At 66.6% G+C, this 13699-nt stretch carries 13 protein-coding genes and 1 pseudogene; 5 read left to right on the top strand and 9 right to left on the bottom strand.

Annotated elements, in window-relative coordinates; all coding sequences use genetic code 11:
* The first annotated feature begins 220 nt into the window (after positions 1–220).
* Positions 221–1630 carry an IS701 family transposase gene (locus JK364_RS44490; protein WP_201857156.1) on the top strand — a complete coding sequence of 470 codons (1410 nt, stop codon included), beginning with the start codon at positions 221–223 and terminating at the stop codon, positions 1628–1630.
* Positions 1631–1674: 44 nt separating this feature from the next.
* Here the strand turns inward: JK364_RS44490 and JK364_RS44495 are convergent, their stop codons facing one another.
* Positions 1675–1839, bottom strand: coding sequence for a hypothetical protein (locus JK364_RS44495; protein ID WP_230993455.1), 165 nt, complete (start codon positions 1837–1839; stop codon positions 1675–1677).
* Between the two features lie 64 nt (positions 1840–1903).
* Here JK364_RS44495 and JK364_RS44500 point away from each other — a divergent pair, with 64 nt between their 5' ends.
* The 3 genes and pseudogenes from JK364_RS44500 to JK364_RS44510 all read left to right on the top strand — a co-directional run.
* Entirely contained in the window at positions 1904–2170 is a 267-nt protein-coding gene (locus JK364_RS44500) for a transposase (protein WP_201857239.1), read from the top strand.
* Entirely contained in the window at positions 2167–2592 is a 426-nt protein-coding gene (locus JK364_RS44505) for a GNAT family N-acetyltransferase (RefSeq protein WP_201857157.1), read from the top strand. Before JK364_RS44500 ends, JK364_RS44505 begins: the two co-directional genes overlap by 4 nt.
* Before the next feature lie 137 nt (positions 2593–2729).
* A pseudogene (locus JK364_RS44510) lies at positions 2730–2882 on the top strand (IS5-like element IS4811 family transposase); the annotation flags it as partial.
* A gap of 170 nt (positions 2883–3052) precedes the next feature.
* On the opposite strand, the gene JK364_RS44515 reads toward JK364_RS44510, so the two are convergent.
* From JK364_RS44515 to JK364_RS44545, 7 genes are all read right to left on the bottom strand, one after another.
* On the bottom strand, positions 3053–3721 hold the full coding sequence (locus JK364_RS44515) for a M15 family metallopeptidase (RefSeq protein ID WP_201857158.1): 669 nt from the start codon (positions 3719–3721) through the stop codon (positions 3053–3055).
* A 269-nt stretch (positions 3722–3990) separates the two neighbouring features.
* Positions 3991–5832 carry an alpha/beta hydrolase family protein gene (locus tag JK364_RS57770; RefSeq protein WP_201857159.1) on the bottom strand — a complete coding sequence of 614 codons (1842 nt, stop codon included), beginning with the start codon at positions 5830–5832 and terminating at the stop codon, positions 3991–3993.
* Entirely contained in the window at positions 5829–6845 is a 1017-nt protein-coding gene (locus tag JK364_RS44525; RefSeq protein ID WP_201857160.1) for an ABC transporter ATP-binding protein, read from the bottom strand. Before JK364_RS44525 ends, JK364_RS57770 begins: the two co-directional genes overlap by 4 nt.
* A complete protein-coding gene (locus JK364_RS44530) occupies positions 6842–7861 on the bottom strand; it encodes an ABC transporter ATP-binding protein (protein ID WP_201857229.1) in 1020 nt (339 codons plus the stop codon). Before JK364_RS44530 ends, JK364_RS44525 begins: the two co-directional genes overlap by 4 nt.
* Positions 7861–8781 (bottom strand): ABC transporter permease, encoded by a 921-nt coding sequence (locus tag JK364_RS44535; RefSeq protein WP_201857161.1) that lies wholly within the window; start codon positions 8779–8781, stop codon positions 7861–7863. The genes JK364_RS44530 and JK364_RS44535 overlap by 1 nt, the downstream gene beginning before the upstream one ends.
* Positions 8778–9746, bottom strand: a complete 969-nt coding sequence (locus tag JK364_RS44540) for an ABC transporter permease (RefSeq protein ID WP_201857162.1) — start codon at positions 9744–9746, stop codon at positions 8778–8780. Before JK364_RS44540 ends, JK364_RS44535 begins: the two co-directional genes overlap by 4 nt.
* A gap of 34 nt (positions 9747–9780) precedes the next feature.
* Positions 9781–11493 carry an ABC transporter substrate-binding protein gene (locus JK364_RS44545; RefSeq protein ID WP_201857163.1) on the bottom strand — a complete coding sequence of 571 codons (1713 nt, stop codon included), beginning with the start codon at positions 11491–11493 and terminating at the stop codon, positions 9781–9783.
* Between the two features lie 173 nt (positions 11494–11666).
* Between JK364_RS44545 and JK364_RS44550 the strand changes: the two genes are divergently transcribed.
* On the top strand, positions 11667–12404 hold the full coding sequence (locus JK364_RS44550) for a TetR/AcrR family transcriptional regulator (RefSeq protein WP_201857164.1): 738 nt from the start codon (positions 11667–11669) through the stop codon (positions 12402–12404).
* 22 nt (positions 12405–12426) lie between these two features.
* On the opposite strand, the gene JK364_RS44555 is transcribed toward JK364_RS44550, so the two are convergent.
* Complete coding sequence (locus JK364_RS44555) at positions 12427–13620, bottom strand: M20/M25/M40 family metallo-hydrolase (protein ID WP_307841584.1); 1194 nt, start codon at positions 13618–13620, stop codon at positions 12427–12429.
* Between the last annotated feature and the right edge of the window lie 79 nt (positions 13621–13699).

Genomic DNA, 13699 nt, shown 5'->3' on the forward strand with positions numbered 1-13699 from the left:
GCTGCGGCCGCGTCAGCGGCAGAACGGAGACGTCGGAAACAACGGCCTGCGACTCGGAAGACACACCAACATGCTCACACCGCTGAAGCCCCTGCACCCACAGAACTAACGAAAAGCTCAGTAACGGTAGTTCGTTAAATTCGGTGGTGGTGTGGGTTGACGGCAGGTCGGGTTGGTCGTAGGCCGGTGCTAGAGTCAACTGCCTTGCTGGGAGCTGAAGATGACCGCTCGCCGTCCGTGTCCGCCTGCGCCGGGGCCGTTGGAAGAGTACGCGGCCCGGTTCGACGACCTCTTCTTCAGCCTGGCACAGCGACGGGGGTTTCGTGAGTATCTGACCGGACTGCTGGCGCCACGGGAGCGGAACAAGACGATCACCTGCCTGGCAGGGGCGGAGCCGGTGGCGGGTGCGGGGATGCCGGGAGTGCAGCGGCTGCAGTTCTTCCTGTCCGAGTCTCCCTGGGAGGTCGAGCGGGTCAACGACCGGCGGCTTGAGCTGCTGCGCGAGGAGTCGGCGACTGCTCCGCACGATGGCGGGGTCATCGTGATCGACGATTCCGGGGACCGCAAGGACGGCACGGCGACCGCGCACGTGGGCCGACAGTGGCTGGGCCGGCTGGGCAAGACCGACAACGGCATCGTCACGGTGACCACGGTGTGGACCGACGGCCGCGTGTACTACCCGCTGCACGCGACTCCCTACACGCCCGCCCATCATTTCGCCCGCGGCCGGTCCGATCCGGCCTTCCGCACGAAACCGCAGCTGGCCGCCGCCCTCGCGGCCCGCGGAAAGGAGGCGGGCTTCGGCTGCCGGGCGGTGGTCGCCGACTGCGCCTACTCGGTCAGCGACGATTGGTACCTCTCACTGCGCGAGGCCGGCCTGGCCTACGTGGTCGCGCTCAAGCCGCACCGCGGCACCTGGGCTCCGGCCGACCAGCCACACACCCCCATCGAAGCGGCCCACGCCCTGGCCTGGCGCGATGCCAAGCGTCCCGGCGACTGGACGCCCGTTCAGCGTCACTTCCGCGACGGGCACACCGAGACCTGGTGGGCCGCTGATGCCCGCCTGGGCGGATACGGACCCGACTCACCCTGCCGACTGGTCGTGGCCACCACCAACCCGGCCAGCCTGCCGGAGAAGGCCACCTGGTATCTGGCCACCAACCTGCCCCACCCTGACGCACCGCACGCTGCCACGAGCCCACACCCGCCCGCCGACGTCGCCGAGATCGTCCGCCTCTACGGCCTGCGGCCTTGGATCGAGCAGAGCTACAAGCAGATCAAGGACGAACTCGGCTGGGCCGACTTCCAAGTCCGCTCCGACCGCGCCATCCGCCGCCATCAGACCCTGGTCAACTGCGCCTTCTCCTTCTGCTGGGACCAATGGTTCGCCCCACCCGGACACCTGGATGCCACCGCGCCGGATCCATGTCCCGAGGAGGGGCCAGAGAGGGGGTCCAGCCGAACCCCACCGGCCCCAACAGCCTTGCTGGCCCAGGGCCTTACGAGCCATCCGTTCCTGGCTCACCCCCGCCGTCACCCTCAACCGATGGTGGCGAGCATGGACGGACACGGACCCACCCTCCGAGCTCCAGGCCCTGATCGACGCGGTCACCACCGGACACGGCATTGACCTCTACCGCCGGATTTAACGAACTACCGGTACTGAGTTTTTCGTTAGTTCTGTGGCGGTTGAGTATAGATCGTCAGTCCGGTGTGGGTGAGGAAGGACCACGGGAGTTGTTCATCGGAGGAGACCCGGTGGATGCCGCGTTCGGCGAGGTGGTCACCGGCGAGGTTGGCCAACTCGCGTGTTTTCATCGCCGCCCACAGCAGTTCCACCGGGTTGAGTTCGGGCGCGTAGGCGCAATGCCGCCGACTTTGCGGCCGTTGGCTCGTTGAGCCAGTGTCACTGCCCCTGGCCAACTGTCCCGAGCTGACAGCACCCGCCGAGCACGTGCGCTCCTTCGCCCACATGCTCACCCACCTGCAAGGCGAAGAACTACCCGCATGGATCGAAGCGGCCACCGCCACCACCGAACTACCCAGCCTCCGCCACTTCGCCCAGCATCTCGAACGCGACCTCGACGCCGTCATCACGGCTCTCTCACACCCGTGGAACTCCGGTGTCGTGGAGGGCCAAGTCAACCGGATCACTATGATCGAGGAATGACATTCAACTGCGAGTGGCGGGGCGACTTCGACAACGCCGCCCTCAACGCGCTGCACGCTGAAGGCTTCGGCTACCCGGTCGCTCAGACTGACTGGCGAGAGCAACTTGAGCGCTACAGTCTCGGCTGGGTCTGCGCGCGTGAAGACGGCTCATTGATCGGCTTCGTCAACGTTGCCTGGGACGGCGGAGTCCACGCCTTCATCCTGGACACGGTGGTCGCACAGCATCACCGGTCGAGGGGGGTCGGCTCCGCACTGGTCGCGACCGCGGCCCACGAAGCCCGCGCCGCGAAGTGCGAATGGCTGCACGTCGACTTCGAGGAGCACCTGCGCTCTTTCTATTTCGATGCATGCGGCTTCCAGGAGACGCCAGCCGGTCTGATCGCTTTATCACGCCGTGGGCCAAACGCTGGGCCGCTATGAGTAAGCCTCGCCAGTCCCCAGAATCAGCTCGGCGTCACCGATTGTGACTGCACCACACAATTTGGGCCAGAGCCTGAGTCCTGACACCGATTGTCGATCGGCAGCGACACCGCCCGGTGGTGGATGTCGATCTGTACGCCTACGCCGACAAGCTCGTGACCAGGGCCAAACGACATCTCAACCTGACGATCAAGCCGATCAGCCGCCTCAAGGACGCCTCCGGCTTCGTCGTGTTGCCCCGAAGGTGGGTCGTCGAACGCAGCCTTGCGTGGACGATGCACGCCCGTCGGCGCCGGCCGACGGCTGACTCCTCTTACCCTCCTCTTCCTCCGCATCGCCGACGGCGACACGGAGGTCATGCAGTCTTCGCAGCATCTGGATGTCAGCCTTCCCCGTGAGGTCAACGAGGTGCTGTGTCAGCTCCAGTTGTGATCCCCGGTGAAACCGTCGAGCGATACGGTCAGCTGCGTTTGCTGGGCAACTCCTTGGGCCCGTAATGGGCGGCATCCGCTCCTGTCATCAAGGCCCAGTAACGGTCTCCGTATGACCAGTGCCACCACTCTGTGGGGTAGTTGACCAAGCCAGCAGCGGTAAGCGCTGTGCCCAGGGTGTCTCGGTGCGAGCGGGCCTGATCGCTGATGTTATCGGCCTGCGTGTAACAGGCGCCCGCACTCTCCTCAGGCGTCGCGTTCATGCGGGTGCCCATGTCGAGTTCACGGCCGTCAGCGTCTGCGAGCGTCAAGTCAACGGCTGCGCCGGCGCTGTGTGGTGCGATCTCAGGCGGGGACACGTAGCGGCTGGCTGCCGAGCGGACCTGTTCAACGGACCAGTCCGGATGATCGGCCCGCAGTTGATCTCCGTACTCGTCGAAGTAGTGGCGTTGCAGGGACAGCGGGCGATACCCCTCGACGAACAGTAACCGTATCCCTCGGGGCAGCTGGGCTTGAGCCTTGAGGAGTCGAGCGAGCACTCCTTCCCGCACGTGGGCGAAGGCGCCCGCGAGATCCTGCCACTTCCGCTCATCGACCGCCAGAGAGCTGTCCCGTCGCACATCGACGAGCCGTTCGCCGCGCTCCTGAAGGGGCACGGCGGCAATCCGCGGATCGGACATTAAGACGATCTCAGTCAAGACCAGCAGTCCTTCGGGCTGTGAGTGGATCGTGGTACACGGGCGCTTCGGCACGCAGGGTATCCAGCCAGGGGTAGGGCTCTGTGCCGAAGCCATCGCCGAACACATCAAGAAGGCCAAGTCGATCGCGAGCGTCAGCAGATCGAGCGAACGCTAACACGTGGCGGGGCCCGGCCACACGAACCAACCAACTCGCCCCTGCCGTGCAGGCCGCGCTGCACCTCGTCGGCATCCCCAGCTGGATCGGGCGCCAACCCGGCCGACGGAGGTCAGCGCCATGGCCGTTGGTGGAGGGCGGCGTCAACCAGCTCGAGCATTCTGGACTGCTCGCCCAGCGCCTTGGTCAGTCCGCAAGTCTCGTGTCCGCCCGAGTACCAATCCACCACGACGGTCCCACCAGCCGCGCGTAGTGCCTCCTCATACCGGCGTACCTGTCCGGGCGCTGTGCGCGTGTCGTGCGTCGCCTGGCTGATCCAGACCGGCGCGACAACATCGGATACATAGCTGATGGGCGACGCGCGTATGGCGCGCTCACGGCAGTCCTCCGGCTTCGCGCCGAAGAACATCTCCCAGGCCGCCTGCTGCGCGGGGTTCTGGTCCTCGTACCCTGCCAGCCAGTCCGCCATCGGTACGTGCGCCAGTGCCCCGGCGAACATTTGGGGCAGGCGTCCTACGGCAAGCAGCGACAGGAATCCTCCGTAGGAGGAACCAGTGATGAAGAGGTGGTCGGGGTCGGCGATCCCCTCGGAGATCAGCCACCGCACCGCCGCCTCGATGTCCTCCAGCTCCCGGTCGCCGATCGCGGGCCTGAACCCCTCACGGAAGCGGCGCCCGAAGGTCACCGAGCCGCGGTAGTTCAGCGCGGCGTAGGCCACGCCGTTGTCCAGCCAGGCCTGGGCCGGGGGGTCGTAGCGGTCGACTGTCACCAGGTTGGGGCCTCCGTGCAGCGACAGCACCAGGGGCACGGGGCCCTGGGTGTCGCGCGGCAGGGCCCACCAGAGCTGCACCGATGTCCCGTCCGCCGAGCGGACCGTGCTCGAGGTGAGTCGGACGCCGTCGAGGTCGGGCCGGGGGGTCACGTGGGATTGGTGTACGGCTTCCGGGCCATTGAAGTGCAGGACACTCAGCGGGGAGTCGAATCGCTGGTGCAGGAGGCGCACGCTTCCTCCGGCGCCGTAGTGGGAGGCCCATTGGTGGCAGTGCGCGTCCGCCACGTTCGGTTCGAAGTACGCTCCCGCCGGTAGTTCGAGTTCTCGCAGCGTGCCGGTCAGCAGGTCGGCTTCCATCACTCGGTGGATTCCATCGGCCACGTGCACGGCCAGAACGCGGGTCGTGTCGTCGGACCAGTCGAGTGGGACCAGGTCGCCTTGCAGGTGCGGTGCGTCAATGTCGATGCGTGTGTTCTGAGCGGGGTCCCACACGCAGGGACGGGCGTATCCGGTGCGTTCGGTCGACAGCAGCACTCGGGCGTCCCCCGATCCAGGGGAGAACCGTACGCCTCGTACGGGGGCCTCGGGGCCGTCGGTCAGGCACCCGAGCACCGCGCCGGTGGCGGTGTCGACAACGGTGACCGCGAACCTGCGGATTCCCGGATTGTGGTCAGTCGTGTCGACGCAGGCGCGGCTTCCGTCGGTCGAGATGAGTCCGTTCCACGTCTCATGCGGCGACTGAAACAGTTTGGCGGGGGCGGCGGAACCGTCCGTGCTCAGCATCCACAAGCTGAAACCGTCGTCGGTCACGCAGGTGATCACTGCGCGGTCGGCGCGGCCCGCCACGTCGATGCCGCGCAGGGTGTAGGGCGGAAGCTCCGGTGTCAGATCGTAGTCGGCGTGGCCGTCGAGGCTCGTCGCGTGGACATGGCCCACCTCCGAGCCGTTGTCATCGTGCAGGCTCAGGATGTGCTCACCGTCGCAGGTGAGAATCGCCTGTACGAGGTCGCCCTCGGTTATGCCGTCCAGGGGCCTGATCGTGTCCCGTTCGGCATCCCAGAGAGTCAGACGCGGGCCGTCGTCACCTTCGACGACGACCAGTGACCTGTCCCCCGGGCCGCGTCCTCGACGGACGGCAAGGGGTCGTTCGGTGGTGAAGAATCTATGCCATTTCGCCGTCACGGTGCGGTGACCTCCTTGTGCTGGTTCTGTGCGGTCGGCTGTGCTGGTGGAGCGGGAAAGTGGCAGGCGGTTACGAGACTGCCGCCTTGCTCGGAGAGTTCGGGCGCGGTGTGCGCACACACGTCCTGTGCCTTCCAGCAGCGGGTGCGGAAGCGGCAGCCGGACGGCGGGGACAGCGGACTGGGCAGGTCGCCGTCCAGGACGATCCGGCGACGGGCGCGCTGAATGCGGGGATCCGGAACAGGCACGGCTGACAGCAACGCTTGGGTGTAGGGGTGGCGCGGCTGGGTGAAGATCGTGTCCGCCGGTCCCTGCTCGACGATCCGGCCGAGATACATGACCGCGACCTGGTCGCTGATCTGGCGTACTACGGCCAAATCGTGGGCGATGAACAGATACGTGAGCCGCAGTTCCTCCTGGAGGTCCGCCAGAAGATTGATGACGCCGGCTTGGACACTGACGTCCAGGGCGCTGACCGGTTCGTCCAGAATCAGCACCTCCGGCTCGACCGCGAGCGCTCTGGCGATGCCGATGCGTTGCCTCTGACCGCCGGAGAATTGATGCGGATGCCGGTGGCCGTGCCGGGGATCCAGCCCGACCAGTTCCAGGAGTTCCTTCACCCGCGCGCCCTCCCGGCCCCGGTGCAGACCATGGATCCTGAGCGGCTCGGCGAGTGCCGCGTGCACAGTGAGCTTCGGGTTGAGCGAGGCGTAGGGGTCCTGGAAGACGAACTGGACTCTGCGGCGAACGGCTGCGAGATCCCGCCGGCGAGCCGACGTGATGTCCGTGTCGAACAGCTTGACGCGGCCCTCGGCGGGGTCGATCAACCGTACGAGGCAGCGGCCCAGGGTGCTTTTGCCGCAGCCGGTCTCCCCCACCAGGCCCAAGGTGGTGCCCTGCGGAATGACGAGGTCCACTCCGGAGACAGCCTGGAGGGTTTGGGCCCCCCAGCCACGCCGGCCGGTGGTGTACTCGGCCACCAGCCCCTCTACGGTCAGTGCCGGAGCTGTCATGGCGTCACTCTCTCGATCTCATGGGCATGCACGCACGCGGCGGTGTGGTTTTCGCCGACCCTGACCGGCCGAGGGATCACATCGCACCGTTCGTCGGCGTGCGGGCAGCGAGTCTGGAAGGGACAGCCCCCGGGCCGCTCGCCGGGCGAGGGCGGCTGACCGGCGATCTGCGCGAGACGCCTGGTGCCACGGTCGATTCTCGGCAGCGCGGCGAGCAGGCCTCGTGTGTAGGGGTGGGCCGGCTCGTAGAAGAGGGGCTCCACGGGCGCCTCCTCCATCTTGCGCCCGCAGTACAGGACCAGGACCCGGTCCGCGAGGCCTGCCACCACGCCCAGGTCGTGGGTGATCAGGAGGATGGCCGACTTCGTGCGGTCCTGGATGCGCATCAGGACATCGAGGATCTGAGCCTGGACGGTCACATCGAGCGCGGTGGTCGGCTCGTCGGCGATGAGGATGTCCGGTTCGTTGGCGATGCCGCTGGCGATCATGACACGCTGGCGCATGCCTCCGGAGAGTTCGTGCGGATACTGATCGGATCGGGACCGGGGAGAGGGGATGCCGACCAGGTCGAGCAGTTCGACGGCACGCTCGCGCAGGGCGGCGCGGGATGCGCTCGAGTCGTGCACGCTCACCGCCTCGGCGAGCTGGGCGCCCACGGTCATCATCGGATTGAGTGCTGCCAGCGCGTCCTGGAAGACCATGGCGATGCGCTTGCCGCGCACCTCGCGCAGCTTCTTGTCGGAGAGGTCGAGCAGTTCCCGCCCCCTGAACCGCACCGAGCCCTCGACCACGGCGTTGGGGGGCAGCAACCCCATCATCGCCAGGGAGGCAGCGCTCTTCCCGGAGCCCGACTCGCCGACGATACTCAGCGTTTCGCCGGCGTGCAGATCGAAGGACAGCTGGTCGAGGGCGGGGACGGAACCGGAGTCGGTGCGATAGGTGACGCACAGGTTCCGGACCGAGAGCAGCGGCTCGGGAGTCTCTTCGGCTCTTGGGCCAGGACCCACGGTCTTCATCATTGCCTGCCTTGGAAGTCGAGCGCGTCACGGAGCCCGTCGCCGACGAAGTTCACCGCGAGCACGGTGATGAGGATCGCCATGCCCGGGACATACAAGAGATAGGACTGATCGGTTCCGATTACGCCGGCCGCCTGGGTGAGCATGTTGCCCCAGCTGGACTCGGGCGGTTGTATGCCGTAGCCGAGGAAGCTGATCGTGGATTCGAGGATGATGGCCATGGCCACGGACAAGGACACATTGACGACGATCAGGCCTGTCAGGTTGGGCAGCAGATGCCGTACGAGGATCCTGGGGCCGCGGGCGCCGACGACCCGGGCCGCCTCCACGAATTCCTGGTGGCGCAGCTGAATCACCTGGGACCGCACGACACGTGCGATCAGGGTCCAGCCCAGGCTGCTCAGCACAACCACGATCGTCACCGGCGACGGACCGAGCCCCTGGAGGGAGACGGCAAGGACGGCGATGGGGGGCACGATCATGAAGAGGTCGGCCACACGCATGATGACCTCGTCGGCCCACCCGCCGAGATAGCCGGCCACGGCCCCGGCCGTCGTCCCCACCAGGGTTGCCAGAAGGGCGACACCGAGCCCGATCGCCAGCGAGAGCTGGCCGGCGTAGAGAGTCTCGCTGAGGTAGTCACGGCCGAGAGCGTCCGTGCCCAGCCAGTGGCCGGCGGAAGGCGGCTGGGAAGCCTCGAGGAGGTTCTGGGCATTGCGCGGATGAGGTGCGATCCAGGACGCGCCGAAGCAGCAGACCGCCAGTAGCGTCAGGACGATCAACGAGGCCACGGCGAGGCGGTGGCGCAGGAAACGGGACAGGACAACGAGGGAAGTCCGTCGGTCCCCGCGGTCGCTGGGTGGTGTCGGCGCTGTCGCCGTGGGCGACAGTTGGGTGGGAAGGGGGGTCGGCTGGGTCATCGCAGGGCCACCCGGGGATCTAGGAGGGCGTAGGACAGATCGGCCAGCAGGTTGAAGAGGATGACGGCGATGGCGACGACGAACATCCACGGCAGCAGGACGAAGACGTCTCCGGTCTCCAGGGAGGCGAGGAACAGCTTGCCCATCCCGGGAATCGAGTAGATCTGTTCGGTCACCACGAGACCGCCGACAAGGGCGGCCGCGTCCATCGCGACGATGGTGACGAAGGGCGCGAGCGCGTTGCGCAGGGCGTGGCGCACGAGGATGCGCCGGCGGGGGACGCCTTTGGCGCGTGCGGTGCGGACGTAGTCGCTGGACAGGGCTCCGAGTATGGTGGCGCGGCTGAAGCGGGACCAGGAGGCGACGAGTCCGACGGTGAGCGTGGCCACGGGCAGCACCAGGTGGCGCAGATAGTCCAGATCGAATCCGCTGTGCCCGACTGAGTGCAGCCCGACGAAATACAGCGGCGGATCCGACAGGCCGAACTGCTCCTTGGGCCATACGGCGAGCACCTGGATGAGGACCAGGCCGAACCAGAAAGCCGGCATGGCGACACCGAGGTACGACAGGCCCGTGAGCACGTGGTCGCCGGCCGAGTACTGGCGGGCGGCCGAGTACAGCCCGATGGCCAGGGCGAAGGCGGCGGCGAGCGTCACCCCCCACAGGACGAGCTGGAGCGTGGTTCCCAACGCCTCGCCGACCATCGGCAGCACGGGTCCTCCGGTGCGGGTGCTGAGGCCCCAGTCGCCCGTGACGAAGCCCCTGACCCAGAGCACGTACTGCTCGGCGATGCCGCGGTCGAGTCCGAGGCGGGCCGTCTCGCGGCGCAGGGCTGTGGGATCGACCGACTGGCGCAGTTTCGCCAGCGGGTCGAACGTCGCCCGGACGGTCCAGAACAGGATGAAGGATGCGACGGCGAGCACGGGCGCGGAGGCCAGCAGGCGGCGCAGGGCGTATCGCGTCATGGCGGACCCTCGCTATGAGAGGAGCGGACGAGTGTCACTTCGCCACGCCCCATTCCTCGAGGTTCCACCAGGGGCCGTCCACCGGGTTGACGGAGAGCGGTCCGCCGACGCGCTGGCCGGTGACCAGGACGTTGGGGACGGCGGCCAGCGGGAGTGAGGGGACGCTGTCGGCGATGAGTTTCTCCGCTCGGCGGGATTCCCTGATCCGGGCGGTTTCGTTCAGTTCGTTGTCCACGCGCTCCATCACCGGATCCAGCCCCTGGACGCGTATGCGCATGAAGTTGATTCCCGACTGGTTGTTGGCGCTGCTCGGTATGGCCGTGCTGCTGAAGCTGGCGGAGAGGGTGGGATTGGGGAATGAGTCGACGATGTTCCACAGGCCGACTTGGAAGTCACCGGCGGGGGCAAGCTTTCCGAAGATGTTCGCGGGGGTGGTGTTCTTTATCGTCATCTTGAACCCGGCCTTGGCGAGCTGGGACTGGAGGATCTGCTCGGTCAATTCACGGCTTTTGTTGCCGGCGAGGGACGTGATGGTGAACTCGGCTTTCTTGCCGTTCTTCGCCCAGATCCCCTTGGCGTTCTTCTTCCAGCCGTCCGCTTCCATGAGCTGCTCCGCCTTGGCGGCGTCGGGGCGGTAGCGGGAGAAGCCGGTAGAGGCGTAGCGGGACACCAGGGGCGACAGGAAGCTCTGCGCGGGGTCCTTGAGCCCGTACGAACCGAAGAGGCGTTTGACGATGGCCGCACGGTCGATCGAGTAGGCGAAGGCTCTGCGCACCGCGGCCGAGCTGAAAGGGAATCTTCCGTTGTTCAGCCACAGTGCTTGGAGGTTGCCGCTCTCGGACTCGACCTGCATCCGGGCGGCACCGCCCAGCGCCCTGATCTGTTCCACCGTGTTCAGCTGGGGCGTGGGGAAGAGAGCGTCGAACTGACCACTGGCGAAGGCCTGCGTGGCCGCGGAAGTGTCCGAGACGAATTGGAAGGTGACCTTGTCCAGGTGCGGCTTCGGCCCCCAGTAACGGTCGTTGGGGACCAATGTGACAGAGACACCCTTCTTCCAGGAGGCGATCTTCCACGGACCGCCGCTGAAGGTGTAGCCATCCTTCATGACGGCATTGCGGTTCCTGCCCTTGAGGATGTGCGAGGGCAACACCCCGTAACCGGCACTGAACAACTGCTTCCAGTTGCCGTAGGCGGACTTGAGAGTGACAACGGCCGTAGTGCTGTCGGGTGTCTCGACAGATGCGATGCGGTCATAGCCGCTCTTGTCGAAGATGGCCTTGCCGTCACGGACCTGGAGCGCTGTGTATTTGAGGTCCCCCGAAGTGATCGGCTTCCCGTCGGACCAGACAGCCTTCGGGTCGAGCCGGTACGTAATCTGCTGCCGCTTGCCCTTGAGGCGCACCGTCGGTTCGGCGGACATAAGGGACGAAGCGACGGGTGTCCAGTTCTTGCCCTTGAGCCGGACGTCGAAGACCTGGGGGATGGTCTGGGTCTGCATCATGTACGTGCCCCAGATGGAGGCGCCACAGGTGCCGATCCAGTCGGCGCAGTCGGGCTCCTGCTCGGCCCCGATGACAAGGCTTCCACCGCCTCTGACCTGTTTATTCTTCCCGGTTTCCGAGGGTGACACGGCCCCGCCCGAGGTACATGCGGTGGCGGTCAGCGCGAGCGCCGTGAAGAGTGTGCCGATCATCGGCAGTCTCGCTGGTCTCCGGGCGTGGACGGTCGCTGCGAACTGCTGAGGCATGGCTGGATACCTTCCTTGAGCGAAGCCGTGGGTTCATCCAGGAGAGCCCCATCCGGCCTAGCAACGGTCATAGGCTAGTAACTATGTGTTTGAATTGACTAGAGGTGTGAATAACTTTTTGGGGCGGCCGGTAAGGTCGCGACGGGGGTCAGGTGCCTAGGGAAGGGACGAGCATGGGTGGCACGCGCGGGGGCAGCGGCGAGGGCGATGCGGCCGACGGGACCGCGGCCGGCAATCGACGGCGGCTGGCACGGGACACGCTCAGCCGACGGGTCATACTGGACGCGGCGGAGCGGGTCGCCACGCGGGACGGCCTGGAGGCGTTCACATTCCAGGCGCTCGCCAAGGAACTCAGCGCCCATCCGACCTCGCTGTACCGGCATTTCCGGGACAAGGACGAGCTGATCCTGGAACTCATCGACGACCTGCGAGCTCGTTCCTACGGAGGCCAACTGCAGGCCACCGACTCCTGGCGCGACGATCTGCGCGCCCAGGCCCGGCACATCCATGACCACTACATGCGCTATCCGGTGTTCGCGTTGCAGATGGCGGCGCGTACGACCCGCCGACCGACGGAGTTCGCCAACGTCGACTTCGCTCTCGACTGTCTCAAGCGGGCCGGCTTGAGCGACGAGGAGGCGGTGGTGCACGTACGCATCCTCGGCAACACCATCCGCTCGCTCTCCGCCATGGAGGCCGGGCTCCGGGCCCTCGACGCCGAAACGCGTGACCGGGACACGCTGGCCTGGGAGCTGGAGTATCGCCGCCTTCCGGCAGACAAATATCCAAGAATCGCAGCTCTCACCGTGCCCCTCAGCCCGATCGGCGACCCCCGGATCTTCGACCATGCGATCGACATGTTGCTCGACGCCGTGGAGGCGCGGGTGCGGAACAGGACACGGCAGGAGTAGATGCGGCCGGAGGGCGTTACCGTCACGCCGCCCGGACGGCGATGAGGCCCGCGACCAGCGCCGCTCGGTCCTCGACGGACGCTATGTCCACCCACTCGTGGCGGGCGTGTGCGCCTCCGCCGTCGGGTCCCAGCCCGTCCAGCGTGGGCAGGCCCAGACTCGCCGTGATGTTACCGTCCGAGCCACCGCCGACCCTGGCCTCGGTGATCGGCTCAAGACCCAGCCGCTCGGCGATGTCCTGGGCGGTGCGGAGCAGATCAAGAGACATTTCCCGTTCCAGCGGGCCGCGGTTGACGCCTCCCTCGAAGGTGAGCCCCGCGCCGGGCTGCCGCGGCTGGAGCGCCCTCAGCGACTGCTCCACCCGCTCCAGCTCGGCACGCTCCCAGGCCCGCACGTCGACATTGACGAAAGCCTGTTCCGGGACGGTGTTGACGGTGGTGCCGGCGCCGCCGGTCGTGGGAGTGACCGTGGTACCTCTGCCGAGGTCGGCGAGCTCGCTGATCGACAGCACTTGATGGGCCAGCTCGGTCAGTGCGTTCACACCGTTTTCCGGTTCGAGACCGGCGTGCGCGGCACGACCGCTGATACCGAGGCGATACGAGGCCACACCCTTGCGCGCGGTCTTCACCGCCCCATCCTGGCTGGGCTCGAGCACGAGAACCGCTCCGCATGTGGACGCGGCCTCCTCGATGAGAGCACGTGACGTGATGGAGCCTCGCTCCTCGTCGCCCGACACGAGCATGCTGACGTGGGCGACATCTCCGAGCTGCCGGAGAGCTTCGAAGGCCAGGACCAGGCCGGCCTTCATGTCGAAAACGCCCGGGCCTGTGGCGCGCCCGTTGCGCACAGCGAACGGATTCTCCTCAAGCGTGCCCATGGGCCACACCGTGTCCGCATGCCCAAGCAGCAGAACTCGCCTGCTGCGAGGCACTGTCGGGTCCGTGTTGGGCCAGTGGAGATGTGGCACACCCTTGCGGATGACCCTTTCAGGTCGGCCCAACCTGTCCCCCGCCCACTCTTGCAATAGGTCATAGGCGCTGTTCAGCCCCTTGACGCAGCCTGACGGCGTCTCAATGTTCACCAACTGGCCGAGTCGATGGGCGAATCGTTCGGCGGCAACGGAGCTGTGACTGAGCGGCAACAAGAGTGCCCTCCTCATCGCGAGTCGCCCTGACAGGCGGACGCCAGCAGGAACCTGTGGCATCACCATGGTCATAGCCTATGAGATAGTCAAGAGGTGTTGCCATCGGAAGTGCGAGAGAATCCCGCGGGAGAGGGGGCGGGTGCGGACCTCT

Origin of the sequence: Streptomyces endocoffeicus (assembly GCF_016741935.1) — a bacterium.
In the GTDB taxonomy this organism is placed as follows: domain Bacteria; phylum Actinomycetota; class Actinomycetes; order Streptomycetales; family Streptomycetaceae; genus Streptomyces; species Streptomyces endocoffeicus.

What these genes read in the sequence shown, in the direction of transcription:
- JK364_RS44490 (WP_201857156.1), top strand. Translation starts at nt 221, where the DNA reads ATGACCGCTCGCCGTCCGTGTCCGCCTGCGCCGGGGCCGTTGGAAGAG.
- JK364_RS44505 (WP_201857157.1), top strand. Translation starts at nt 2,167, where the DNA reads ATGACATTCAACTGCGAGTGGCGGGGCGACTTCGACAACGCCGCCCTC.
- JK364_RS44525 (WP_201857160.1), bottom strand. Translation starts at nt 6,845, where the DNA reads ATGACAGCTCCGGCACTGACCGTAGAGGGGCTGGTGGCCGAGTACACC.
- JK364_RS44530 (WP_201857229.1), bottom strand. Translation starts at nt 7,861, where the DNA reads ATGAAGACCGTGGGTCCTGGCCCAAGAGCCGAAGAGACTCCCGAGCCG.
- JK364_RS44535 (WP_201857161.1), bottom strand. Translation starts at nt 8,781, where the DNA reads ATGACCCAGCCGACCCCCCTTCCCACCCAACTGTCGCCCACGGCGACA.
- JK364_RS44540 (WP_201857162.1), bottom strand. Translation starts at nt 9,746, where the DNA reads ATGACGCGATACGCCCTGCGCCGCCTGCTGGCCTCCGCGCCCGTGCTC.
- JK364_RS44545 (WP_201857163.1), bottom strand. Translation starts at nt 11,493, where the DNA reads ATGCCTCAGCAGTTCGCAGCGACCGTCCACGCCCGGAGACCAGCGAGA.
- JK364_RS44550 (WP_201857164.1), top strand. Translation starts at nt 11,667, where the DNA reads ATGGGTGGCACGCGCGGGGGCAGCGGCGAGGGCGATGCGGCCGACGGG.
- JK364_RS44555 (WP_307841584.1), bottom strand. Translation starts at nt 13,620, where the DNA reads ATGACCATGGTGATGCCACAGGTTCCTGCTGGCGTCCGCCTGTCAGGG.